The sequence below is a fragment of the Pseudomonas sp. BE134 genome (assembly GCF_031456105.1).
Taxonomy (GTDB): Bacteria; Pseudomonadota; Gammaproteobacteria; order Pseudomonadales; family Pseudomonadaceae; genus Aquipseudomonas.
Window position 1 is genome coordinate 119,768 of the sequence record NZ_JAVDUA010000012.1, and the last position, 24,227, is coordinate 143,994.

The window sequence follows — 24,227 nt, forward strand, 5'->3', positions numbered from 1 at the left end:
TCAACCGCGCTCGGATGGCACCGACGACAACTCGAACGGGCTGCTGCTGCGCCGCTGGTTGCGATCCTCCCGCGGCGTGGCACCGAAGAAGTTGCGGTAGGCGCTGGAGAAATGCGGCCCCGAAGAGAAGCCACACGACAGGCCGATCTGGATGATCGACTTGCTGGTTTGCATCAACATCTGCCGCGCCTTATTCAAGCGCAGCTCAAGGTAATACTGGCTCGGCACACGGTTGAGGTATTGCTTGAAGATGCGCTCCAGCTGTCGACGGGATACGCACACATGCTGGGCGATTTCGTCGGTGGTCAGCGGCTCTTCGATGTTGGCTTCCATCAGCAACACCGCTTGCGTGAGCTTGGGATGGCTGGAACCGAGACGGTTTTGCAGCGGAATGCGTTGGCGCTCGCCGCCTTCGCGGATGCGCTCGACGACCAACTCTTCGGACACGGCGCCGGCCAGTTCGGCGCCGTGATCACGGGCCAATACTGCCAACAGCAAGTCGAGTACCGACAGGCCGCCGCACGCCGTCAGGCGATCGCGATCCCAATCGAATAGATGGCTGGTGGCGATGACTTTCGGGAAGCGTTCGGCGAAATCGTCCTGCCAGCGCCAATGCACGGCAGCGCGATAGCCGTCGAGCAAACCCAATTGCGCCAATGGGTAGACACCGGCCGACAAACCGCCAATCACGCAACCGGCCCGCACCAATTGTTTCAACGCACTGCTGAGCGCCGGCGCGAGTGTGGTCGGTGGCTCATCGGCGAGCAGAAACAGCTTCTGGAAATTTTCGAGCTTCCCGGCCCACGGTTCACCCGGCAATTGCCAGGCGCCTTCGGTCGGCGGTTCGGCCTGCAAAAACGACAGTTCGTAAACCACGTCCGGATGCACACGCTGGGCAACACGCAAGGCCTCCTCAGCCAGCGCAAGCGTCAGTGCTTTAGTGCTGGGCCAAATCAGGAAACCAATTCGATGGGCAGTCATGGCGGGCAATCCGAAACGAAAATCAGTAATGAAGGCACGGACCAATGCTAGCCCGTAAATGAACGCAAATCTCAAAACCTGCAGCGATCTAAATGTGGGAGCGAGCCTGCTCGCGAAAGCGGTGAATCAGTCGACATCTACGTTGAATGTCACACCGCATTCGCGAGCAGGCTCACTCCCACAGGGGATCGGGGCCAGCCTCTAAATTGCGAAGCATGCACTATCCCAGTGCGTAACGGGAGCTATTACTTGAGGCTGCCTGAGAGGAATTGTTGCAAACGTTCAGACTGCGGATTAACCAGCACTTCACGCGGGTTGCCACTTTCTTCGACGACACCTTTGTGCAGGAACACCAACTGGTTCGACACTTCACGGGCAAAGCCCATTTCGTGCGTCACCACCACCATGGTCCGGCCTTCCTGGGCCAGGGCCTGCATGACTTTCAGCACGTCGCCGACCAGTTCCGGGTCGAGTGCCGACGTCGGTTCGTCAAACAGCATTACCTCAGGTTCCATTGCCAGCGCACGGGCAATCGCCACACGCTGCTGTTCGCCGCCGGACATGTGGCCAGGGTAGGCGTCTTTGCGGTGACCCACGCCTACCTTGTTCAGGTAGTGCTCGGCTTTTTCCCGGGCTTCGGCCTTGGACATGCCCAGTACGTGAACCGGCGCTTCCATGATGTTTTCCAGCGCGGTCATGTGCGACCACAGGTTGAAATGCTGGAACACCATCGACAGGCGCGAACGCATGCGTTGCAGCTGTTTCGGGTCGGCCGCCTTCAGAGCGCCGTCCTTGTTGGCGACCAGTTTCAGCTCTTCGTTGTTGAGCAGAATCTTGCCCGCGTGCGGCTGCTCCAGCAGGTTGATGCAGCGCAGGAAGGTACTTTTGCCGGAGCCACTGGAGCCGATGATGCTGATCACATCGCCAGCCGCCGCTTTCAGGGACACGCCCTTGAGCACTTCGTGACTGCCATAGCGTTTATGCAGGTCTTGGACTTCAAGTTTGTACATGCGGTCGGTTCTCACAAAAACAGTCAGTCAGTCGTTGAGCAAGCGCCCGTGACGCAGCGCTTCGCGCCCCGCCACCTTGGCCAGCCAGAAACCGGGTTGGGCATAACGCAGCCGTTCAATGGCAAACAGCACCCCGGACGTACCAGCACACACCGTGCTGACCCGATCCGACAACGGATCGATCACTTCAAAAATCTCGTCACCGGCTTCGATCCACTCACCGGGTTTACGCAGGAAACTCACCACACCCGGGTGCGGTGCAAACAGCAATTCAGTGCCGTCGAACGGCAGGCCTTCGCACGCTTCTTGCGCAGGCTGGGGCCATTCGCCGCTGATCAGTCCTTGCTCGGCGAGGAACGCCAGAATGCCTTCGGCATGAGCCACTGACTCAACACGACCGGTATCGGCCTGACCACCCAGTTCAATGGTAGTCGCCAGACAGGCCAGCGGAATTTGCGCATCGGGGAACAAGCGCGACAGACGCAACCACGGCAGCGAACAGGCCTCGTCGAAGGAACTGCCGCCGGAATCTTCTGCCAGCAAACCGACCCGCACATTCAGGTGCGCGGCCAACGAACGCCACTGCGGCCAGTGCTGCGGCAAGGCATACATGTGCAGCGCCGCTTCAGCATCGCAGTGCAAATCCAGAACGACGTCGGCGGTGCAGGCGTGGCTGAGCAAGATGCGCTGCATGCCTTGCAACTGGCTACTCGCCTCTGGCAATGCGGCCAGATGATCGGCCATTGCCTGACGGATCAGGCGAATATTAGCGTGCGGATCATCACCCAGATGTCCGTCCAGCGCAGCGGCCACTGGCGCGCTCAGCTCAACGAAATCGCGGTTGAAGTTCTTGCCGCTGCCCGCGTCGAACCGCCCCTGATGATTGCCCTGCAACAGCTGACCGAGGCCCAGTGGGTTGGCCACTGGGACCAACTCGATCACGCCATTGAGCAAGCCTTGGGCTTCGAGCTCGGCCAGGCGCTTTTTCAGCTCCCAGGCCGTGCGCATCCCCGGCAGCTCATCGGCGTGCAGGCTGGCCTGGATGTAGGCCTTGCGCTCACCGATGCCGAAACGGAACACCGAAATCTGGCGTTCGCTGCCCAGGTGGCTCCACGGCAATGCATGATCGATGCGTTCCATATCAGTGCTTCCGCGGGGCCAGGTAGCCCAGCCAGCGGCGCTCGGCCATTTTGAACAGCTTCACCAGAATGAAGGTCAGGCACAGATAGAACACGCCCGCCGTGATGTACGCCTCAAACGGCAGGTAGAACTGGGCGTTGACCGTGCGCGCGGCACCGGTGATGTCGATCAGGGTCACGATGGACGCCAGACTGGTGGTCTGCAGCATCATGATCACTTCGTTGCTGTACTGCGGCAGCGCCCGGCGCAGGGCCGATGGCAGCAGGATGCGCTTGTACATTTTGTAGCGCGACATGCCCATCGCCTTGGCGGCTTCGATCTCGCCATTCGGCGTGGCCCGCAGGCTGCCGGCGATGATCTCGGCGGTGTAGGCGCTGGTGTTGATCGCAAAGGCCAGGCACGCACAGAACGTTGCGCTGGACAGCCACGGCCAGAGGAAGCTTTCACGTACGGCTTCGAATTGCGCCAACCCGTAGTAGATCAAAAACAGCTGCACCAGCATCGGCGTGCCGCGGATCACGTAGGTGTAGAGCCAGGCAGTCATGTTGACGGCCGCGTTCTTCGAGACCCGCATCAGGCCCAGCGGCAACGCGCACAGCAGGCCAAAAAACAGCGACAGCGCGAGCAATTTGAGGGTAGTCACCAGGCCACCGAGGTACAGTGGCATGGCCTCCCAGATGACGTTGTAGTCGAAGATCATAGATCAGCCGCCCTTACGCCTACCGAGTAGCGCTTCTCAAGGTGACGCAATGCCAGCAACGAGACACTGGTGATCACCAGGTACATCGCCGCCACCGCGAGGAAGAAGGTGAAAGGCTCGCGGGTGGCATCTGCCGCCTGCTTGGCCTTGAACATCATGTCTTGCAGACCCACCACCGAAATCAACGCGGTGGCCTTGGTCAACACCAGCCAGTTATTGGTAAAGCCCGGAATCGCCAGACGAATCATCTGAGGCACCAATACCCGGAAGAACACCTGAAAGCTGCTCATGCCGTACGCCATGCCGGCTTCTGCCTGCCCTTTCGGGATCGCCATGAAGGCGCCACGGAAGGTTTCCGACAGGTACGCACCGAAGATGAAACCCAGGGTGCCGATACCGGCGGCCAACGGGTTCAAGTCGATGTAATCGTCAAAACCGAGCAGCGGTGCAACGCGGTTGAGCAGGTCCTGGCCGCCGTAGAAAATCAGCAGGATCAGCACCAGATCGGGAATACCGCGGATCACCGTGGAATACAGATCGCCCAGCCAGGCCAGCCAGCGAATCGGCGACAGACGCAGCGCAACGCCGATCAGCCCCAGAACGATGGCCAGGACCATGGACGACAAGGCGAGCTGAAGCGTCAGCCATGCGCCATCGAGGATGACAGCCCCGTAGCCTTTCAACATGATTCAGGTCCTCGAAAGTTGGGATGAAAAAATGGCGCAAACCTCAGAGATCCTGTTGCTTGCGCCATTTCTGACTTGTCGTTGCGACGTATTTACTTGCCGTAAATGTCGAAGTCGAAGTACTTGTCCTGGATTTGCTTGTACTTGCCGTTCTCACGAATGGCGACGATGGCGGCGTTGAGCTTCTCCAGATCAGCCGTGTCACCTTTGCGAACAGCAATACCTACGCCGTCGCCGAAGTATTTGACGTCGGTGAAGGCCGGGCCAGCGAACGCGAAGCCTTTGCCTGCGTCGGTTTTCAAGAAGCCGTCATTCAACAGCGTAGCGTCTGCCACGGTGCCATCGAGGCGGCCAGCGGCCACGTCGAGGTAAATTTCGTTCTGCGAACCGTAAGGCTTGATCTCGGCACCCAGCGGAGCCAGGACTTCGCGGGCAAAACGCTCGTGGATCGAACCACGTTGCACGCCGATGTTCTTGCCCTTCAATTCAGTCAGGCCATCGCTGACTTGGGTGCCAGCCTTCATGACCAGGCGGGCCGGGGTGTTGTAGTACTTGTTGGTGAAGTCGACAGACTTCTTGCGGTCTTCAGTGATCGACATGGACGACAGGATCGCGTCGATCTTGCGCACTTTGAGTGCTGGGATCAGACCGTCGAACTCTTGCTCGACCCACACGCACTTGACCTTCATCTCTTCGCACAGGGCATTGCCGATGTCGTAGTCGAAACCAACGATGCTGCCGTCCGGTGCTTTGGAAGCGAACGGAGGGTAAGCCGCTTCGATGCCGATTTTCAGAGGCTTTTCATCGGCGAAGGTTGGCAGGGACAGCACGGACAGTGCCAGGGCGCCAAGCAGCACGAGTTTCTTCATCTTGGGACTCCATCGGTAAAGGGCAAAAACGGCAGAGTGAGCGATAGCCCAATATGCGAGTGAGTAGAACCAGACAACGATGCTGCGCTGTAGGAATCGCGCGCTTTTTTCAACGCGAGCCACAACGAGCGAGTGATCGGCATTCTAACGACAGGCCCGAAGCCGATATTTCTTCAATGCGACAACTAATTACAGAAGCACCGAGAAAGCCGCCAGAGCGCGTTGACAGCCCTGCAAAATCATGCAGGAGCAAAAGACAGTAAACCGATCTATGTAGCAAATTGCGGGCCTATTATTGGCAAACCCCGCAAATCCGGCAAGCTTGGCGTTGTGTCTTATTTTTCAGGGGGGCTGAAGCGGCCCGGGAATGGGCTTTGACGTTTCCCATCGCCCCGGATTGACGCGGGCGGTTACACATTCAGTTACTTGAAGGGTGATGGGTAACAGTGGGAAAGCACCTATAACTGAAGCCGATAATTATTGGACCTGCGTTGATCGTTCCCACGCGGAGCGTGGGAACGATCGGCACAAAAAAACCCCACCAGGCTCAACACCTGGCAGGGTTTCGATGACTCAAGAACCGCTACTTAAGCAACATTCATGGTCTTGTGCGTATCAATCAAATGCTGCACCACACCCGGATCGGCCAGGGTGGAGATATCCCCCAACCCATCGTATTCAGCCGTCGCAATCTTGCGCAGAATCCGGCGCATGATCTTGCCCGAACGGGTCTTCGGCAGCCCCGGCGCCCACTGGATCACATCCGGTGAGGCAATCGGACCAATCTCCTTACGCACCCAGTTTTTCAACTCCAGACGCAGCTGCTCGCTCGGCTCTTCGCCGCCGTTCAGGGTGACGTAGACATAAATGCCCTGCCCCTTGATGTCGTGCGGCACACCGACCACCGCCGCTTCGGCGACTTTCGGGTGAGCGACCATCGCGCTTTCAATTTCGGCAGTGCCCATACGGTGGCCAGACACGTTGAGCACGTCATCCACGCGACCGGTGATCCAGTAGTAGCCATCCGCATCACGACGCGCACCGTCACCGGTGAAATACATGCCGCGGAACGTCTTGAAGTAGGTATCAACGAAACGGTCATGGTCACCGTACAGCGTGCGCGCCTGACCTGGCCACGAATCGAGAATCACCAGGTTGCCCTCGGCAACGCCTTCGATGATGTTGCCCAGGTTGTCCACCAGCGCCGGCACCACACCGAAGAACGGACGTGCCGCCGAACCCGGCTTGAGGCCGTGAGCACCCGGCAATGGGCTCATCAAGGTTGCGCCGGTTTCGGTCTGCCACCAGGTATCGACAATCGGGCAACGGGACTGGCCGACGTTCTTGTAGTACCAATCCCACGCTTCCGGGTTGATCGGCTCGCCGACCGAGCCCAGCAGACGCAGGCTGCTGCCATCCGCGCCTTCAACGGCGGCGGTGCCCGACGCCATCATCGCGCGGATCGCGGTCGGCGCGGTGTAGAGGATGTTGACCTTGTGCTTGTCGACGATCTTCGCCACCCGGGTGATGTCCGGATAGTTCGGCACGCCTTCGAACAGCAGCGTGGTCGCGCCATTGGCCAGCGGGCCGTAGACGATGTAGGTGTGGCCGGTGACCCAACCGACGTCAGCGGTGCACCAGTAGACTTCGCCCGGGCGGTAGTCGAACACGCGCTCGTGGGTCATGGCCGCATACAGCAGGTAACCGCCAGTCGTGTGCTGCACGCCCTTCGGCTTGCCGGTCGAACCGGAGGTGTAAAGGATGAACAGCGCTTCTTCGGCGCCCATCTCTTTCGGCGCGCAGACAGTGCCGGCCACTTTCATCAGGTCTTCGTACCAGATGTCGCGATGCTGGTTCCACTTGATGTCGCCACCGGTGCGCTGGCACACGATGACCTTCTGAATGCTGCTGGTTTCCGGGTTGGTCAGTGCGTCGTCGACGTTGGCCTTGAGCGGGATCTTCTTGCCGGCACGAATACCTTCGTCCGCCGTGATCACCACTTTGGATTTGCAGTCGATGATGCGACCGGCCAGGGCTTCCGGCGAGAAACCACCGAACACCACCGAGTGAATCGCGCCGATCCGGGTGCAGGCCAGCATGGCGACCACAGCTTCGGGGATCATCGGCATATAGATAGTCACCACGTCGCCGCGGTGCACATCCTGGCCGCGCAAGGCGTTGGCGAACTTGCAGACTTGTTCGTGCAGCTCGCGGTAGGTGATGTTGCGACTTTCGGAAGGGTCATCGCCTTCCCAAATGATCGCGACTTGATCGCCGCGCTCGGCCAGATGACGGTCGAGGCAGTTGTAGGAAACGTTCAAGGTGCCGTCGGCGAACCACTTGATGTCGACATGGTGATCGTCGAAGGAGGTCTGCTTTACCGTGGTGAAAGGCTTGATCCAGTCGAGGCGCTTGGCTTGCTCGCGCCAGAAGCCGTCCGGGTTGACGACCGACTGCTGGTACATGGCCTTGTAGGTCGCCTCGTCTGTCAGCGTGTTAGCCAGGACCTCGGGACGAACGGGATACAGGGAAGCCGCACTCATCTTTCTTACCTCGGTGGAATAGTTGTTTTTGTATGACACCTTTTTAGCCGTGCCAGCCCCATAGAACCATTCGACGATGGTAGTAACAAGCCCCTACAAAATGTCGTGAAATGCCCATAAACCCCTAATCCAGGCAATTTCATAACCCAGCCATAACGCGACCTGTAGCAGCTGGCGAAGCCTGCGTCCGACTGCGCAGCAGTTGTAAACCCAACTAAACGCGGTCTGCCTGATACACCGCAACTGCTGATTTTACGACTGCTGCGCAGTCGGACGCAGGCTTCGCCAGCTGCTACAGGTTGTGCGTCGCCTTGAATAAATGCCGCTCTCTCGGGGATTGTTACGAAATCTGTCAAAAGTGTTTATCAAAACCACGCCTATATGAATAAAACCCCCACGCCTAAAATCTGCCTCGCCAACAAGGCAACCTGATTAACCAAGTTACAGCCCCCACGAAGGCCGTTAATCAAACACCCCGACACCCAACTCCACACGCAACCCCACAAAGGTTGCGTGACCCCATTCGACTTCTAAAAGGTAAATCCTAAATGAAAGCTTTATTAGTTCTGGCCCTCAGCAGCCTGTGCGCAACCGCCATGGCAGACGAGGTCCCGACTGATGTCGCACAGCAACAACCGGCCATTGAGCAATACACTTACGCCACCCACTTGGACATCGCCAAGGTTGTTTCCATGAGCGAAGTACCGAACGTGTGTGAAGTTGTCCCGATGAAAATGGAATACGAAGACTCCAAGGGCCAACGCCATATTCTGAGCTACAGCGTGATGGGTAACGGCTGCTCTAACGGCTGATCTGGACTGCACCGAATCGGGCCATTTCAGCTGATGGCTGAAGGTCGATTCCAGCCCGGCTGCGGCCGGGCTCAGTTGTGTTTGCAGACGGCTAAAACTGCTACGAAACACTACATGTAGTGAAAAACAGTGTTTTTGGTTGTTTTTTGAACAGAAATAATCCCGCGTCAAAAATTACGAAAAAAAATCTGCACCGGCCAAAGCCCTGTATTACCTCGGTTTGCCCGAAAAACCATCACTTTCGGCCCTTCCATGAGCCGATTCGCCGCACCACGCCGGCAAAAATTTCCCTATAATGCCGCCTTAACGGGCCTGCAATATCCCCTTACAGGGATGAAACGCCAGTCTGGAGCCCCGCAGTAGCGTTTAACGCTGGTTGCGCCCATCAGTGGCTCTCGCAACCCCGTACAAAATTCTGTTTTATTGCCTGCCTTGGCTGCAAAAAACGATTCCTTAAGATCCAACGCGGTCAGACCGACCGTGTGAACAACCATCACACGGGCATCTGGCCCTCACGCAGGAGACGACACGTCATGCTGAGCTGGGACGAATTCGACAAAGAAGACAGCGGCGAAGCCGTGGTAAAAGGCGCTAACGCCGGCCACGCGACCGAAGCCAACATGGACCGACTCGACACCGCTGGTGGTGTCGCCGCTCAAGAAGCTCGCGCCGTAACCGCGAACGACTCTGCCGCAATCGCCCGTGCCAAAGCTGCCTTGGACACCCTCGACGTCGCCGAAGGCCTCGCCGAACTCGAAGGCGCCTCCGCCCGCGTCGCTGTCGACGAAAAGCGCATGATCAACTGCCGCGCCGACCTCAACCAACTCGTGCCATTCAAGTACGACTGGGCCTGGCAGAAGTATCTGGACGGTTGCGCAAACCACTGGATGCCGCAAGAAGTCAACATGACCGCCGACATCGCCCTCTGGAAAGACCCGGAAGGCCTGACCGACGACGAGCGCCGCATCGTCATGCGCAACCTCGGCTTCTTCTCCACCGCCGACTCCCTGGTTGCCAACAACCTGGTCCTGGCCGTGTACCGCCTGATCACCAACCCGGAATGCCGCCAGTACATCCTGCGCCAGGCGTTCGAAGAGGCAATCCACACCCACGCCTACCAGTACTGCATCGAATCGCTGGCCATGGATGAAGGCGAGATCTTCAACATGTACCACGAGATCCCATCGGTCGCGAAAAAAGCCACCTGGGGCCTCAAATACACCCGTTCGATCTCCGATCCAAAGTTCGAAACCGGCACCGTCGAAACCGACAAAGAACTGCTGCGCAACCTGATCGCCTACTACTGCGTTCTGGAAGGCATCTTCTTCTACTGCGGCTTCACCCAGATCCTCTCCATGGGCCGCCGCAACAAAATGACCGGCGTCGCCGAGCAGTTCCAGTACATCCTGCGCGACGAATCCATGCACCTGAACTTCGGCATCGACGTGATCAACCAGATCAAAATCGAAAACCCGCACTTGTGGGATGCTGAGATGAAGGAAGAGGCTTCGCAGATGATTCTGCAGGGGACTCAGCTTGAGATTGAATACGCTCGTGACACCATGCCTCGCGGCGTGTTGGGCATGAACGCGGCGATGATGGAGGACTACCTCAAGTTTATTGCTAACCGTCGTTTGAGCCAGATTGGGTTGAAGGAAGAGTATCCGGGGACGACTAACCCGTTCCCTTGGATGAGCGAGATTATGGACTTGAAGAAAGAGAAGAATTTCTTTGAGACGCGGGTTATTGAATACCAAACTGGTGGTGCGCTTAGCTGGGACTAATAGCCTAGTTCGCCACGATTTGATGATTGCAGTCTGAATCGGCAAATCGAAAAATCAAAAGCCCCGATCTGATCGGGGCTTTTTTTTTTGCAGCTAGACATGCACAATTTTTATTCTGACAATCAGCGGCTACCAAAGACCGCCATAGACCCAAATCCCCCGCAGCGTCGGCTTCAGGGGGGATGTAGTGGCCAGGATCAGTCATATGAAGGTAATTTGCTTTCTGGAATGAATGAGCTCATTGGCGAGTACTTGTTGTTTTTTATGTAGATCCAGCACTCCTCCTTTTTTGCCCACTCTGAGATCATCCGGCCTTGAGCTCCGCGATGTAAGGTCTCATCGACTTCTTTTGCCCAAACAACAATTTGCTTTGCCAATTCTGGTGATATTTTCTGATTTTGCCAAATCATTTCCAGATCGAAATTGGAACCAGCTTTGGCAGAAAAAAGTGACAGAGTATAGATCGTCACGTTTCCTTGAAATGCTGGAAACAGGGGGCGCAAAAGCTTCTGAGCAGCTTTGAAGAGAATTACTTGTGCGATCATCCGCTTGAATTCTGCTGAGTCAGGTACTTTTGACAAGCCCTTTTCCGTGCGGTTACCAACATCCACCATGAACGCGTCAAAATTCTTTTGTCCGCCAAGACTCGCCATATGGGGATTTTGCCCCCACGCGTTTAGGAACTTTGCAAAGTCTGTCTTGGTGATCTTGCGAGTAGGTGGAATGGCTGCTTGCAGTTTTTTGATCCGAGCAGGTGTTTTACCTTCTCGTTCAAGCATGACCTTATAGCTTCCGCCAGACCGCTCGTAATACCAGCGTCCGACGCCATCCGGGCAATAGGTTCGTGCGGCCAGTGTTTCAATTTCCGTATGGAAGGGATGGTTTGCCGAAAGATCAGATGCTTTTACGGCATTCTGACTGTTTGCATATTTAGAGATGTTGGAAATCAACAACTCTTCACTTTCCGAGGAGCGTAACACTATGAGCTTGGCTGGTACTCGCACCTTCGACAAATCGGTATTTGGAAATTTTTTCTTGGTGAAATAGAGAGATGCGGTGGTTTGTCCTCCATTGACAATCTGCATTCCTTTCAGCCAAAGAATACCCGGCGAACCATCTGCTGCTCGGTTCATTCCTATTTCATCGGCAACCAAAACAACGCCATTATTGTAAGCCATGAATCGTTCTGGCTCTGTGCGCAGGCTGTCGCGAATGCCTTTATTGATTTTCCCGGTTGCACTTAAAAAGGAGCGTACGTTGGCTTCAAGAACTCGCGCGCCATATTTGTCGTATATAAATCTTAGCGCCTCACCTGGAATTGCCGTCAAGGCATAATCATACTCGCCCGCAACGCCAGGGACCCATACACAAGGAAGTGCACTTCCAGATATCTCACTGAAGTCAATTAACACTTCATCCCTAGGGCGGTTCTCCTGAAGATGGTTAAACAACCGCTCTATATCCATCACTTCTAGCTGAATGGATTTCCCCATGAATTCCGTAGGGGCAAATCCCCCCTTGGTCTTCAGCCTCAAATCGGTGATGACGAAGACCCTGAGCTTGTCCAAGCCAGAGAAGAATTGTCTGACGCTGACAACTAGAGGATAAGCCTCATTTGTTTCATCCATGCTTTTCTCAAGTGCCCCATTGACGCAGTTCTTGAGAAAACGCATACATTGGTTGGCGGCTTTGACAATTTCCGTTTGTGGGAGCAGCTCAATTTCATCAACGCCTCTGTAGAGACTGACAAACAGGTCAAGTTGATCCGGAGCCTCGTCATCGTCTGATGAGCCGAACGAATAACCACTCAAGCGCAGGGTAGAGGCGCCAGGATGATCATCGAAATAACAAAGCTGCGGCTCATTGGTCATGCCTATGTCGAACATGTGCTGCATGACTTTTTCGGCAAAAACTAATTCAGGATAGGGATATTTTTCCCCAGGTGAGTCAAAGGATAGCTCTACCTCACGTATCTCGGCCTGCAGTTCTTTTAGATACTCAATAAGTTCCACTTTAGAAAACCCCTAATTCCTGCAGTGCCTGATCTAGGCTAGTTCTTTGAGATTGCACAAGCCCTAGGTCTATCTCATACCTTGCTCGCAGCACACCCAGAGGTGTGTTGAACGGGGTCAGGCGCGGGAAGTTTTCGTCCACGCGATGAATCACTAATTCAGTGAGTGCGAACGCTCGTGTGTACCGATTCTGATGTGTGTCTAGGTAACCGCCATGTACTAGGCAGTTGTCGAACGCGCTCAGGGCCGCGGGGTCTGAGTAAAACCTCTGACGCAACAGATCGATATGCTGCACCAGATTTTTTCCTTCCTCGCTTAGGTGCAACTTGACTCCCGCCAAAAAGAACGGGTAACGCAACGAGTCGTCAAGTTGTTCAAGTGAGTCAATGCACGCTGGAAACCCTTCACTTGCAATTGTTGTCTTGACCTCAATTGAACCGCTTCCCAGTTCAAAGTCATGAAGGCCGTCCAGCGGTCCTTTCCAAGCGTCTACTGAATTGTACAACGGCATTCCCGCTTCTATTAATTGGCTCAGGACACTCAGCTCCCCGACAAGTCCAAGCTCCTCTTCAGCAGAAAGACCTTCGCGTCCTCGGCGCATGAAATCCTGCCAAGCTCTGATTCTTCCTAGGTAGCGTTGGAATAGGAGTTCTTCCTTTGCATCCGAACTTGCTTGGACGGTGGTCAGCACATCGACCACCATGCTGCTGAACAGATCCAGGCTACCAGCAGCCTGACGGACCAGCGCCAGCCAATTGAGCCCCCGCCCTACTTCACCCAATGTCGCCTTTTCCACCCTGAAACCGTGACCATTGGGTAATTGATTCATGGCGGGTAGTTTCAGGGATGGAAACCCAATCAGCAACGCTTCCTCATTACCGGGTGAGCTCCGTGCGGCGCGCAATCGACAGCCACCGCATTCGGCCAGTGCAATGCTACGCCAACCTTCATCGAGACTGTTACCTGCCAGAGGACGCCAGATAGCCTGCATTTCTTCTTCAGTCACAAGCGCCATATTGCTGCTCCCAGCTTTGCCAATGAACGTTGTTGACCATGTATTCGACTTTGGTTTTGGAGTTACTACCCGGAAAACTAATAGCGAAAGCAACTACAGGCGGAGTTTTTGGAGGGAAATCTTCCTTTGCTTCATCAGGATCTAGCAACGAGATAATTAGTAGCCCTGTTTCAGGATGCGGGACGACGCCGTCAGCGCCAAGACCACGTATACGTCGTATTGCAGATCCACTTGGGACTACTGGTGCCTCATTCTTCACTCGACGCCCCTCGTCTTCTCGCCACGCAGCTTGGGTCAGGGCCAATGCTGCATTCCATGCGGAATCGTCCAGGTCCATTGCTTCATCCCGCGGGGATAACAAACGTCCAATGGCATATCGGTCGATAAGCTTTTTCCCTGTACGCTTCATCAAATTGACCGATCTATCTCCAACTTGATAGGGGGTTTTACTCTCACCAGAGACGATTGCAACCGTCCATTGAGTTAACTCACCGTTGAGACTCATCATTTCTATAAATCGGGCGAGCAACTTACTATTGACCTTAAGCGACTCAGGATGGGTTTCGTACTCTCGGAGGAAAGTTACAACCTTTTCGGCATCGATACTTGCCCAGTGAGCTCCTCGCCATTTATCAATTTTCCCTGTTCGTATCTGCGCAGGTATCTCATTGGCTCTACCGAGTTTGTCCATGAAGCGCTCGAAAGCTGCAAAATTCTTGCTAAGAGCATCAGGCTCCTTGAAAAAGGCAACCGTTTCGGATATCTGCCCGCTGAATGACAGAAATAGAGGTTTCGCCGCCCGCATTTTCAGCCGTGAAGTTACCATGAGCACAGGGTGGGATTTGACCTTGAGTCCATAATCGATAGGCTTTCCGCCGCTTTCGCACATCATGTCGAATTCATCCCGCAGCTCCTCGGACGCGTCCGCAATATGCCCGAACCACTCGATCAGATCACTGGTGGTGTAAAGGCGGCAGAGGTCAATATATCCATGGCGGTAACCAAACCAACGCCCCATCTGCATAAGCGTGTCGTACATTTTGGAGGCGCGCAGGAAATAACTGACACTCAGCCCCTCAAGTGTTAGTCCCCGGGCGAGTTTGTCACCGCCGATGGCAATTACTTTTAGGCCTGTAGGTGTATCCGCGTAATCAAGAGCATCCTTGGCGGTGCCATTGATCATTCGTACATCCACGCTCTCCAGTACATTGAGAAGCTGAGCACGAACATCAGCCCAATCTGGAAGCTCGCATTCTTCGGGGGTAGCCAGCGACTCGCTGACTTCGTTGCTGGTTGGCACAAAGTCTCTTTCCCATAAGGCCCGTAACTCAGAGAGCAGTGTCTCCTCATCGATACCCAACGACAGTCGCTGTTTCACATTGTTTACATACGCCTGTACCTGTTCGTGCACGACCTTTTGAACCTTGTTGAAACGAGTCACATGCACCAACATTGAGTTGTGTGCGTCCCCCTGACCTCTTAGTTGGCGGGTTGCACAACTCAAAATGAAGGCGTTAATCGCTTCGACCAACGTGTCCGGCATACTATGAGGCCCCGAATGGACCGGATGGAAGTTACTCTTATGGCCATGCGGCATCCATCCCGTACGGCCATCCTCGTCGCAGTAATCCGAGACTGTTCGTATCAGCGGTAAATCACCCTCGCGCCCATCTTCGCTTGACAGGCCAAACACCCTTGTCGGCCCTACGTACGAGGAAGGTGCGGCCAAATTAGAGATGAATGCAGAGGGAAATAGATCTGGCCCCTCTTCACCCGTCTCGCCTTTATCATGAATGAAAATATTGGCAAATGGGGTGGCGGTGTAGCCTACGTAGGCACTTCGGGTAAAGGTATGCAGAATTCGACGAATCATCCGATTGATTGCGGTGGGTTCGTGTTCCAAATCAGGCAAACCGTCTACACCAACAACTTGTTCGCCGGTATCGACAGAGGCTTGGTCCGACTCATCATCAATCATCAGTACTGGTAGGTGAGTAATCAGTTTTCGACCGGTTTCATTATCCTGACTATTGGCGACATGATCGCGTAGCCAGACGAGCAGACGTGTAAGCACTGACTTGTTTTTTTTGACCACGAACAGCCATGGCCGCTCTTCCGGGGATATACCGAGGTTGCGGACGAATCCCATGTTGAAATCGCCGTTATTACTTCGGTTAGTTGCATAGTGCGGTCGGATAGACGGGGAGCCATCAATTTTCCCCACGCCGATCAAGCGGGTTGCACCCGGGGTGGGGCCAGTCTCGAAACCCAGGAAGCCCTCGTCCAGACGCATCTGAGTCTGTGAACGTAGATTATTGTGCAAGCCGGCCAATACGATGATTATCTTGTAGCCCGCATCTGCTGCCTTACAGACAAGCCCTGTAAAGTTCCCTGTTTTACCAGACTGTACGTGACCAACCACCAGACCTCGTCGATCCCATGGACCATCTCGGGTTGGATCTTCCAGCATAGACAGAATGGAGTCGGTGGATTTGTCTACAGACTCGACAGCTGCCCAAGGCAATTTTCCTTCCTGCCACTCCCGATAGCGCTGCCAGTAACGCCAATCGGTTTTTCTTTCTTGAGTCAGCCATGGGACGTGCCCCGCGTTATCCATCAGGGTTGCATCTTCTCCGACCCAGATGCTGAAACGACGGATAAGCTCGTCGGTCACACCGTCCCGATCCAATTCTTTGCCCCAATTAGGGTTCATGAATAGAACGCGATCAATCATTTCTCCAATCATGGACGGCGTTACGTCAGCGTCACCTTTTTGGGCAATCAACAGCTCCTGCACAATCTTGATGACACTGGTTTTGCTCTTTTCGGGGTCCGTCATTACTCACGTCTCATCATTTAGAATCAAGGCTGATCGGGAAGAGCGGCTATTAATTCCGGGAAGTTATGGAAGGGCTCCATGTGCAAAAGCTTTTCACGCGCAGTCGCAGCCGAATACCCTTTCAGGCGTATCAGGTTGCCATACATTATCTGAAGGATTGATTCGACCTCGGCTGCTGGCTCGCCGGCGAATCCCACCCGGGGAATTTCCTTGTCTTCAGCGGTATCTACCCAGATGCGCTGTACAGGTACAGTCTCTTCGATCACCCTCAACATTGCTTTGATCTGAGGCAATAGTTTCCCCGCTTCGTCGAGGACTGCTCGCATGGCAGGATGCTCCAGATCAATTCGATATCGTGTGCCGCCGCTGAACTTGTCAGTTTTCCAAGCCTCGATAATTGGCGGCCCCTGAATTGCTCCAACAGGTCGTCCCCGGTGAGCGAACGCTCGTCGCGATCGCGAGCGTGTTTCCTCTGCTAAACGCACGAGCCATGATCGCAATGCGATAGGTGGACGTGCGGTTGATTTACGAATGTCGATTTTCCAATCTATATCCGCATTGTTGGGGATATCCAAGCGGATGCGCGCCAGCCGATGGGCTTCATCCTTGGTCCAGGCTCGACCTGCACCCAGCCCAAGCCAGCTACCTGCGACAAGAAGTCGCTCGTTGCGGTATATGTAAAAACCTTGTTGAGCTGCCCATCCTTCCGGGCCTGCCGCTTCTTCGTACTCTTTCTCCGTTAGGCGATCACGGTGGGGGAGAACGTGACACTGCGCCGAGATAGTTCGATTTACCGGGCACACGGCAACGGGGGGACTCCACGCCTTCGAAGGGTGCCCATTGAGGAACGGGTCCCAAGCCTTAATCGGTTTGCCATTAAGCAGAAGACGCAAGCGGTTACTAGAAATATAGCGGTGAAAAACCATTCCCAAATGCTGTTTGACTTGAGTCGCCAGGTCTAAGAATTCCTGAACCCTGAATCCGGTGGTCACGATGCGATCAAGTACTTCCCATAGAACCAGCGTGCCTTTGCCAGCTTCGGCAAGAGGCTGTAAAAAAACCTCCGACCCCTCGTGAGCCCCTTCCAAAAGATGCCACCCCTGATCGGAACTGGTTGCCAAAACGTCCAGATCCCAACGTAGTGACTCCAAGCCAACTTCGTTGATCGTTGCAACTGTCAGCCGTCTACATTGAGAAAACGAGGCGGTTTTTAGTCCTAGTCCAAAGCGCCCTAGGTCGTTTGAACCTCGCTCTTCAAGTGGATTACGCTCTCCGAGACGCATGGCTTTGTCCAGCTCATCCGATGACATGCCTCGGCCATTGTCGAGGACATAAATTCTGCTGGCGTTTTCTTTCCATTCGAAGTTTACGTGAACTAAATCTGCGCCCGCACCAATACTGTTATCGATAATATCTGCCAGCGCAGTAGCGGTGTTGTAACCTAGTCCGCGCAGCGCCTCGATCATCGCTCCCGCCCGGGGCGGGGCATGCCTTGATTTAGCCTGCAATACCTTCTCCTTGGTGATGTTCAGTCCATACAGATGACCATTCACCCGTCGTGATTACATTCGCTACGACAGCGGCTATCCGTGATGCCAACAGAGGGGGCACAGCGTTCCCGACCTGATGAAATTGTTGCGTCCGGTTGCCTTCAAAAAAATAGTTATCGGGGAACGTTTGCAGGCGTGCCGCCTCACGCACAGTCAAACTGCGACACTGAAACGGATCGTAATGAATGAAGTAATGTCCATCCTTGGATATGTGACTGGTGACAGTCGTTGATGGATAGTTCTCGAGCTGAACTCTGAAGCGATCACTAAACTTTCCTGATTCCCAGTTCTTATGCTCGGGCGCCAGTCCAGGCAGGCCGAAGTCTATGTGACCTTTGGGGGAGCGTTTATGTGTCCGCGCGAAGATGGATGCGAATACATAGCGCTTGAGGTCTGACGGCATATGGCCCCTAGCTTCATGGTTCAGCCAGACGTCCAGCTTGTTATCCTTGTACCAGTGATCCAGGTCAGTTGATTGCGTAGAGCCTTCCCCGGCGTTTCGCGGATAGCGTAATGCACCGATATCCAGAGAGCCGTTCATGAAACTCGATCGAACTATCCTAATATTTGCTTCGAGCCCGGGATCTTTTGGGAGCGCGCCTGCTAGTGCTTCCTGCAAGTTATCCAGCTGATTGATCAGTTCAAGATACCAAGACTGCGGACTATCAGTGCTTCTGGACAGGCTACTGCGCAGTCTCGGTAGTCTTCCAAGAACGCTGCCTGCAGATATCTCCGGGAAGATTGGAAGTCGTTCTGGCTTTGGGGTTTGGCCTGCGGCGTCGATGGCGATACCCAAGAGAATTACCCTATGACGGGCCTGTGGTACACCGTGCTGCTCCGCACGTATGATGAAATTGCTGGACTCCACTTCTGAGACATCATCATCGGCACCAAAGGATTCATCACTCACAAGTGAGTAAATGCGGTATCGATGGCCAGAGCTTGGGTGGCGAAGGGCCACATCAGGATCGGACAAATCTTGAAGTATCTCAGGGAAGATTTCCTTGCCGCCTACCTTGGCGGAAAGAATTCCTTTTACGTTCTCCATAACAAATACGGAAGGACGGTATTGCTGGATGATTCGTAAGTAATCTCGATAGAGAAAGTGACGATGGTCATCCTCAGCCCGATAGTCGGTGTTCCCGCGATTACGAGACCGACCGACGAGCGAGTAAGCCTGACAAGGTGGACCTCCAATGAGCACCCACGGACGAGTTCTGTCTAGCTTGTTACGCAGGATTTCATCTAGCTCATCATCACCCTCTTCGGAGCCGAGTGTTATGCACTTGGCCTCATCCCCAGACCGGATCCACTGCGCCTCACTGCGAGCAGACCAAGGGCGTTCGGAACGCCCGTTGCAGTAGTCATAGTAGTCATCCAGAGCGCTAGGGTTGTGGCGTTTTAATAGGCGGTAAAATGCCCGCAGCCGCAGCGTCTTACGGGCTATAGGATCTTTTTCAGCCGAAACAATGATTTCGAAATCATCACCCTGATTGTAGGATGAGAACCCCTCACCCAAACCTCCTGGCCCAGCGAAAAGATCTACTATCTGAATTGGTTGCACTGGATTCATGACGCATTAACTCTGAGTTTCGCCCTTATTATCAAGCGGGGGAAAATGAAGATGGATACAGTGAGCAAGGAAACCCGCTCACGCATGATGTCTCGGATTGTAGGCAAGAATACCAGGCCTGAACTGAAAACTCGAAAATTGCTGCACGCCCAAGGCTTCAGGTTTCGGCTCCACGTAAAGGCGCTGGCCGGACAACCAGATATTGTGCTTGCGAAGTACAAGGCATGCATCTTCGTACAAGGCTGTTTCTGGCACCGCCATGAGGGGTGCCAATACGCCACCATGCCGGCCACTAGAGTGGAATTTTGGACTGAAAAATTCCGCCATAATGTGTTGCGCGATGCTCGGAACAGAGAACTTCTGATTGCCGCTGGCTGGCGGGTCTTTGAAGTATGGGAGTGCAGTCTAAAGGGAGCACATCCAAACCTAGACTGGTTATACCAAGCGATCAGGCAGTCACGAGACAATTTACCCCCCGAAACTTAACTAAATAATAGCCGCAAGTTTGAGGGCTTTTATCATGCCTTTGTTCAAGCGCCAGACACTGTGAATAACGGAAACGTGCTCGCTTAGCGTGCGCAGGAGCATCTTGTTGACTTCATCCACATCATGCTCAAGTTTCCGAGCCAAGTCTCGGCTGTATCCTTTTCCTTCAGATGCCAGCAGAGCGAGAATCTGTTTGCCTAGGGGAGAAAGACGAGATATTGCAGCTGCTTTGGCAAGATCAGTAACGGTTACGTCGGCATCCTCGACATCCATCGTTACAAGCACAGCTGGTTCTGTGAGAGGGGCAACTTGGATGGTCCTCTGCGTCAGCGGTGTCTGAATTTTAGTCATTGCACTTCCGCTGGGTATTTCCTCAGAATCAGGCAATTGCAGTGCCGATTTCGTAAGCGGGGCTCTGGCTTCTTCTAAGCTGGCTTGCAGGCGAGGCCTTACTGCAAAACCACGATCCCTTTCCAGATATTCCTCAAGACAACCGTCCAACAAGGAGAGTAAGGTCATGTGATTGAGCTTCAGGGCATCCGCACCTTCGTAGGTTTTTTTTCCTGGATTCTGGGTAAAATAGCGAATAACTTGATTTGCTTGATCTGACAAAGTAGGTACATCAGACGGCAGCGCCCGAACCTCTTTTTCGTCTTGAGTAGAGAGTGTCTTAGGCATTGGATCTATCGATTTTTTTTCCGCCGCATGTTCGTGACGTTCAAACGTAGAATCAGACAGCAGACTTAACAGCTCCCTCTTTATAGAAAAGCCCCCCAAGCGGTCCCGCTCAATCCAATATCGCAATCGTGTCCCGAGAGTGTGATTCAAAATCGGTGGCCGCATTTCCATTGCTCGTGCCAGTTTATCGGCCTCGATTTTCGGGTTAGCCCGAATAATGCCGAGCAATTCTTTGTCCTCTGGCTGTAACTTCAAGATCTGAAAATCGAAATACCGTCTGCTTGCTTCTTGAGTCATATCTTCGAGGCTTGATTGCCCCTCTTTAAGATCAAGGTTATTTAGGGCTATAACGTCGCTCGTTGAAAGGTCATCATGAGAAAGCTTTTCAGTAGCAGACATCGCTGCCTCCGAAGAAAAGGAGCTGGAGGGGGGGGGCTCCCCATCATCCAGATCTATACACCACTCCATTGCTTTCGGTTGTGCAGGAATTGAACCGGAGATAAGTGCTTGAACCTCTACGGCTGCTTCGATGCATTCGTTGTCATGCGTTGATTTTTGGAGGACTGGAGAGTCTTGCCAAACGAATAGGTCGAAATCACCTTCAGATCCAAAACTGTTGAATTCCTGCGGGATATCGTAGTGTGTAGTGACTTGCTTTTCGGCTGCTCCGGATATGTGAGTGTCGTGGGAGCATTGGAGCAGATAGACGCGACCTAGCAGTTCTAGAAGGTCGGAGTCTTGCTTCCTTTCAATAGCCGCGTGAATGTTAGCTATGGCTTCAGCAAAACGATTAGATGTGACCAAGACACTTATATTTTCCAGAAAAAAAGTTCGTTCTTCGATTAGTGTCAGATGACCGTCTGCATGCGGGATTTGGAATCGCAGCGACATCTGCAATCTGTGTTTGATTCGATCACAAAAAGGACTATTTTTCAGTGACTCGAGAAGCAGAGCTTGGAAGACATCGCTTGCATCAGCTTTATGAAGAGCATCTAAAGCTTGAACAAGCCCATCGATAGGTTGATCTAATACACCACACCTCAGGTGAGCCTCGAAGGCATCAAAGCCCTGTGAGTGGATGATTTCCCACAAGCTTTGAACAAGAGCTTCCCAGTCCATTCCAGTTCCCAAACCGTAAGTGTAGCCGAGCCATAAAATGGTCAAAGTGCCATCGTGGTGACATAAACTTAACACAGACGGCAAATTCCACGCCATCAGTACCCATTGCCGAGCATCGGACAGCCACACACTATAGAAACGCGTGCCTGCCCCCCGCTATTAATACTCAACCCCACTCAAGGACCCGAACCCACCATGAAATTCGACCTCGCCTACTGCCTCAGCCTCGACGACAAACTGTCGATCTATGACGTGCGCGATTTGAATTTCGACGAAACCATGGCGTTCGATTCCGCCAAAGAACACTTCCAATGTCCCAATGACAATTGCAGGGCGGCATTCGATGCGGCCAACGTGCTGACAACCTTCAACGCCAAAAACGTGAATTACGTCCGTACCCCGCACTTCAAAAACACCCCCAGCACACGGCACGAGGCGGATTGTCCTTACGTCAGTCTCAAAGCCTCGGCGTCTGGTGTGGACGCGGACGGTGCGGAAACGGATGACAGTCGCGAGGAACATTTCCCGTCGGAGTTGTTACTGACCCGGCGTCAGTATGTGCGTCAACCATCGAACCCGACGGGGACGGCGGATGAAGTTCGAGACCTCCCGCAAACCGTTTCGGCAGACACTCACTCAGAGCCCCCAGTCCGCGAATCGGCACCAGACAAGACCAGTGTCTTCGCTCACCCGGTGGAATGTTTTGTCTCGAACTTCGAGGACAAGGAGCTGCTCAAGCGCATGCCGCTGAAGATTGGCGAGCACACGGCGCCTTATGGGTCGTTCTTCAAGAAGATCGAGTATCTGCGAGACAACAAGGGGCTGATTTACTGGGGCAAGATCAAGGAGATCAAGGATTACACCCAGAGCTTTCGCATCGATTTCGAACAGAAGGTCTGGTTCAAGCAGGCGGATGAGGCGAAGAAGAAGCCTTATTCGGTCAATGTTTACTTGAGCAAGAAGCTGATCGACAACTACCGCAAGCGCAAAGCGTTTCTGGAAGAGATTAAGCACGCCATCGAGAGTGGGAAGGATTTGTGTTGCTTCTTTTATGGCGTGACGCCGGAGTTGAAGCAGGTGCCTAGCAAGAAAAACCCCGAGCAGACGTTCGGGGTGTTCAGTGCGAATATTGAGAATCTGGATCACTTCATCGTTCGGGAAGCGCCGGGGTTGGACAGGTAGTTATCCATCCTGCTGAAGCTGTCTTTCCAGTTCACGAAACTCCTGCCTCGCGTCTTTGCGCCGGTCACGTGCAGCCTGAAGACCTTGTTCATCAAGCCCACAGTATTGACGTAACCAGTGCACCATCATCTCCTCGTCAGGGGCGTAATAGTCTTTGTAACCCTTGCTGTTTCTGAAGGTGTCGTTCATCTGCGCGTCGAAGCGTCCAGCGGCGAACTCATCCGGCGGGAGAGTGCCCCACTCAGCGGCGAAACCCTGGAAGATCCAGGCGATATCATCGATGTGTTTTTGCGCACCACGATGCCTGCGTTTGTAAAACACGTACTCGCGGCAACTCTCCTGGAAACGCTCCATCATCGGCTCATCATCGACCCATTGAAGAATATCGTGCTGCGCCGCGTGATGAATCAGGCCGTAGATCCAGCGTTCCGTAAACCGCTGGATAAAACCTTCAACATCGGCCTTTTTCGCGTCCGCGAAAATCATGCAGTAGCGGGTTTTTATGTGCATGACGAACAGTACGTGTTTGCGCTGAACCGTGATCACATGGACCAGCCACTGTTCCGCCGAATCACCCAATTCATCCTCTTCAGGAGTGGGCGACGGCGGTTGGGCCTCTACCGGCGTGATTGTTTTGCCCTTGTGTACGCGGCTGAAGAATTTGCTGGCCGCTTCGGTGCAGTTGAAAATCAGCATCCGTAGTTCTCTGGTGAGTCGGTGAAATAAAGCGCTCAGTCCTTGCGCACAGTATCTTCAAGCCATTCAATCTCAGAGGGCTGACGAACCACCTCCCTTATGGAGTGCAGTGCGGTTTCACTGAGGACTGATAACTCCTCCTCGGTCAGCAAGTCATGCATGACCATCAACCACAGCCCCATGAGTGCACTGGAACGGGATTGGCCGTTATTGTCGAACGTGTCGACGATGACCTTGTCACGATCTCGCATCAGGCGATAAAGCATTCGATACCGGGTGTGAGCCGATAGCGCGCCATTTTGGCTGATGGTTTTGGCGTCGGCCAGGACACCCTGGCAGAAACGATCAAGCGCTATCTCGCGCAAGTCCTTGAGTTTTTTCCAGTCACTTTCGAGGATCGGCATGTGCGGCCTCCTTTGAAAAGTTTCAGATGGTCACCAGCCTATTCTTCCGAAATTTCCATCCAATACCAAACGGAAAATCGCCGGCGACGATGCCTCTACCGTCCGTCTGGATGGAAGCCTCGAAATAGCACAAATCAAAAAATCAGTT

General features: G+C 54.0%; 19 protein-coding genes. 4 read left to right on the forward strand and 15 right to left on the reverse strand.

Annotated features, from left to right (window positions below):
• The 7 genes from argR to acs form a co-directional block, all read right to left on the reverse strand.
• A complete protein-coding gene (gene argR, locus J2Y56_RS12445; RefSeq protein WP_007943887.1) occupies positions 1 to 981 on the reverse strand; it encodes a transcriptional regulator ArgR in 981 nt (326 codons plus the stop codon).
• Between the two features lie 245 nt (positions 982 to 1,226).
• The gene (locus J2Y56_RS12450) at positions 1,227 to 1,991 is read right to left on the reverse strand and encodes an ABC transporter ATP-binding protein (RefSeq protein ID WP_007943885.1); all 765 of its coding nucleotides are present in this window, start codon (positions 1,989 to 1,991) and stop codon (positions 1,227 to 1,229) included.
• A 27-nt stretch (positions 1,992 to 2,018) separates the two neighbouring features.
• Positions 2,019 to 3,131: a M14 family metallopeptidase gene (locus tag J2Y56_RS12455; protein ID WP_310350438.1), complete on the reverse strand. Its 1,113-nt coding sequence runs from the start codon at positions 3,129 to 3,131 to the stop codon at positions 2,019 to 2,021.
• A 1-nt stretch (position 3,132) separates the two neighbouring features.
• A complete protein-coding gene (locus tag J2Y56_RS12460; RefSeq protein ID WP_007943882.1) occupies positions 3,133 to 3,831 on the reverse strand; it encodes an ABC transporter permease in 699 nt (232 codons plus the stop codon).
• On the reverse strand, positions 3,828 to 4,517 hold the full coding sequence (locus tag J2Y56_RS12465) for an ABC transporter permease (protein ID WP_007943881.1): 690 nt from the start codon (positions 4,515 to 4,517) through the stop codon (positions 3,828 to 3,830). Before J2Y56_RS12465 ends, J2Y56_RS12460 begins: the two co-directional genes overlap by 4 nt.
• 92 nt (positions 4,518 to 4,609) lie before the next feature.
• Positions 4,610 to 5,386 carry an ABC transporter substrate-binding protein gene (locus J2Y56_RS12470; RefSeq protein WP_007943880.1) on the reverse strand — a complete coding sequence of 259 codons (777 nt, stop codon included), beginning with the start codon at positions 5,384 to 5,386 and terminating at the stop codon, positions 4,610 to 4,612.
• A 587-nt stretch (positions 5,387 to 5,973) separates the two neighbouring features.
• On the reverse strand, positions 5,974 to 7,929 hold the full coding sequence (gene acs, locus J2Y56_RS12475) for an acetate--CoA ligase (RefSeq protein ID WP_007943879.1): 1,956 nt from the start codon (positions 7,927 to 7,929) through the stop codon (positions 5,974 to 5,976).
• A 548-nt stretch (positions 7,930 to 8,477) separates the two neighbouring features.
• On the opposite strand from acs, the gene J2Y56_RS12480 reads away from it, so the two are divergent.
• The gene (locus J2Y56_RS12480) at positions 8,478 to 8,741 is read left to right on the forward strand and encodes a DUF2790 domain-containing protein (RefSeq protein WP_007943878.1); all 264 of its coding nucleotides are present in this window, start codon (positions 8,478 to 8,480) and stop codon (positions 8,739 to 8,741) included.
• Between the two features lie 533 nt (positions 8,742 to 9,274).
• The gene (locus J2Y56_RS12485; protein ID WP_007943877.1) at positions 9,275 to 10,525 is read left to right on the forward strand and encodes a ribonucleotide-diphosphate reductase subunit beta; all 1,251 of its coding nucleotides are present in this window, start codon (positions 9,275 to 9,277) and stop codon (positions 10,523 to 10,525) included.
• A gap of 197 nt (positions 10,526 to 10,722) precedes the next feature.
• Here the strand turns inward: J2Y56_RS12485 and J2Y56_RS12490 are convergent, their stop codons facing one another.
• Genes J2Y56_RS12490 through J2Y56_RS12510 form a run of 5 tightly spaced genes read right to left on the reverse strand, consistent with a single transcriptional unit; the run spans position 10,723 to position 19,514 of the window.
• Positions 10,723 to 12,537 (reverse strand): AIPR family protein, encoded by a 1,815-nt coding sequence (locus J2Y56_RS12490; protein ID WP_310350441.1) that lies wholly within the window; start codon positions 12,535 to 12,537, stop codon positions 10,723 to 10,725.
• A gap of 1 nt (position 12,538) precedes the next feature.
• Positions 12,539 to 13,552, reverse strand: coding sequence for a PD-(D/E)XK motif protein (locus tag J2Y56_RS12495; RefSeq protein WP_310350445.1), 1,014 nt, complete (start codon positions 13,550 to 13,552; stop codon positions 12,539 to 12,541).
• Positions 13,536 to 16,391 carry a Z1 domain-containing protein gene (locus J2Y56_RS12500; RefSeq protein ID WP_310350446.1) on the reverse strand — a complete coding sequence of 952 codons (2,856 nt, stop codon included), beginning with the start codon at positions 16,389 to 16,391 and terminating at the stop codon, positions 13,536 to 13,538. The genes J2Y56_RS12495 and J2Y56_RS12500 overlap by 17 nt, the downstream gene beginning before the upstream one ends.
• 23 nt (positions 16,392 to 16,414) lie before the next feature.
• Entirely contained in the window at positions 16,415 to 17,944 is a 1,530-nt protein-coding gene (locus tag J2Y56_RS12505) for an ATP-binding protein (protein ID WP_310350449.1), read from the reverse strand.
• Entirely contained in the window at positions 17,889 to 19,514 is a 1,626-nt protein-coding gene (locus tag J2Y56_RS12510; protein WP_150779074.1) for a DNA cytosine methyltransferase, read from the reverse strand. The genes J2Y56_RS12505 and J2Y56_RS12510 overlap by 56 nt, the downstream gene beginning before the upstream one ends.
• A 51-nt stretch (positions 19,515 to 19,565) precedes the next feature.
• Here J2Y56_RS12510 and J2Y56_RS12515 point away from each other — a divergent pair, with 51 nt between their 5' ends.
• On the forward strand, positions 19,566 to 20,000 hold the full coding sequence (locus tag J2Y56_RS12515) for a very short patch repair endonuclease (protein ID WP_310350453.1): 435 nt from the start codon (positions 19,566 to 19,568) through the stop codon (positions 19,998 to 20,000).
• Here J2Y56_RS12515 and J2Y56_RS12520 read toward each other — a convergent pair whose 3' ends face one another.
• Positions 20,001 to 21,842 carry a hypothetical protein gene (locus tag J2Y56_RS12520; protein WP_310350456.1) on the reverse strand — a complete coding sequence of 614 codons (1,842 nt, stop codon included), beginning with the start codon at positions 21,840 to 21,842 and terminating at the stop codon, positions 20,001 to 20,003.
• A 150-nt stretch (positions 21,843 to 21,992) separates the two neighbouring features.
• Here J2Y56_RS12520 and J2Y56_RS12525 point away from each other — a divergent pair, with 150 nt between their 5' ends.
• A complete protein-coding gene (locus tag J2Y56_RS12525) occupies positions 21,993 to 22,979 on the forward strand; it encodes a hypothetical protein (protein ID WP_310350458.1) in 987 nt (328 codons plus the stop codon).
• On the opposite strand, the gene J2Y56_RS12530 is transcribed toward J2Y56_RS12525, so the two are convergent.
• Positions 22,980 to 23,675, reverse strand: coding sequence for a DUF6933 domain-containing protein (locus J2Y56_RS12530; RefSeq protein WP_310350461.1), 696 nt, complete (start codon positions 23,673 to 23,675; stop codon positions 22,980 to 22,982).
• Between the two features lie 35 nt (positions 23,676 to 23,710).
• On the reverse strand, positions 23,711 to 24,079 hold the full coding sequence (locus J2Y56_RS12535; RefSeq protein WP_310350463.1) for a hypothetical protein: 369 nt from the start codon (positions 24,077 to 24,079) through the stop codon (positions 23,711 to 23,713).
• Between the last annotated feature and the right edge of the window lie 148 nt (positions 24,080 to 24,227).

What these genes read in the sequence shown, in the direction of transcription:
- J2Y56_RS12495 (WP_310350445.1), bottom strand. Translation starts at nt 13,552, where the DNA reads ATGGCGCTTGTGACTGAAGAAGAAATGCAGGCTATCTGGCGTCCTCTG.
- J2Y56_RS12465 (WP_007943881.1), bottom strand. Translation starts at nt 4,517, where the DNA reads ATGTTGAAAGGCTACGGGGCTGTCATCCTCGATGGCGCATGGCTGACG.
- J2Y56_RS12510 (WP_150779074.1), bottom strand. Translation starts at nt 19,514, where the DNA reads ATGAATCCAGTGCAACCAATTCAGATAGTAGATCTTTTCGCTGGGCCA.
- J2Y56_RS12485 (WP_007943877.1), top strand. Translation starts at nt 9,275, where the DNA reads ATGCTGAGCTGGGACGAATTCGACAAAGAAGACAGCGGCGAAGCCGTG.
- J2Y56_RS12470 (WP_007943880.1), bottom strand. Translation starts at nt 5,386, where the DNA reads ATGAAGAAACTCGTGCTGCTTGGCGCCCTGGCACTGTCCGTGCTGTCC.
- J2Y56_RS12530 (WP_310350461.1), bottom strand. Translation starts at nt 23,675, where the DNA reads ATGCTGATTTTCAACTGCACCGAAGCGGCCAGCAAATTCTTCAGCCGC.
- acs (WP_007943879.1), bottom strand. Translation starts at nt 7,929, where the DNA reads ATGAGTGCGGCTTCCCTGTATCCCGTTCGTCCCGAGGTCCTGGCTAAC.
- J2Y56_RS12480 (WP_007943878.1), top strand. Translation starts at nt 8,478, where the DNA reads ATGAAAGCTTTATTAGTTCTGGCCCTCAGCAGCCTGTGCGCAACCGCC.
- J2Y56_RS12500 (WP_310350446.1), bottom strand. Translation starts at nt 16,391, where the DNA reads ATGACGGACCCCGAAAAGAGCAAAACCAGTGTCATCAAGATTGTGCAG.
- J2Y56_RS12455 (WP_310350438.1), bottom strand. Translation starts at nt 3,131, where the DNA reads ATGGAACGCATCGATCATGCATTGCCGTGGAGCCACCTGGGCAGCGAA.
- argR (WP_007943887.1), bottom strand. Translation starts at nt 981, where the DNA reads ATGACTGCCCATCGAATTGGTTTCCTGATTTGGCCCAGCACTAAAGCA.
- J2Y56_RS12460 (WP_007943882.1), bottom strand. Translation starts at nt 3,831, where the DNA reads ATGATCTTCGACTACAACGTCATCTGGGAGGCCATGCCACTGTACCTC.
- J2Y56_RS12535 (WP_310350463.1), bottom strand. Translation starts at nt 24,079, where the DNA reads ATGCCGATCCTCGAAAGTGACTGGAAAAAACTCAAGGACTTGCGCGAG.
- J2Y56_RS12450 (WP_007943885.1), bottom strand. Translation starts at nt 1,991, where the DNA reads ATGTACAAACTTGAAGTCCAAGACCTGCATAAACGCTATGGCAGTCAC.
- J2Y56_RS12515 (WP_310350453.1), top strand. Translation starts at nt 19,566, where the DNA reads ATGGATACAGTGAGCAAGGAAACCCGCTCACGCATGATGTCTCGGATT.
- J2Y56_RS12525 (WP_310350458.1), top strand. Translation starts at nt 21,993, where the DNA reads ATGAAATTCGACCTCGCCTACTGCCTCAGCCTCGACGACAAACTGTCG.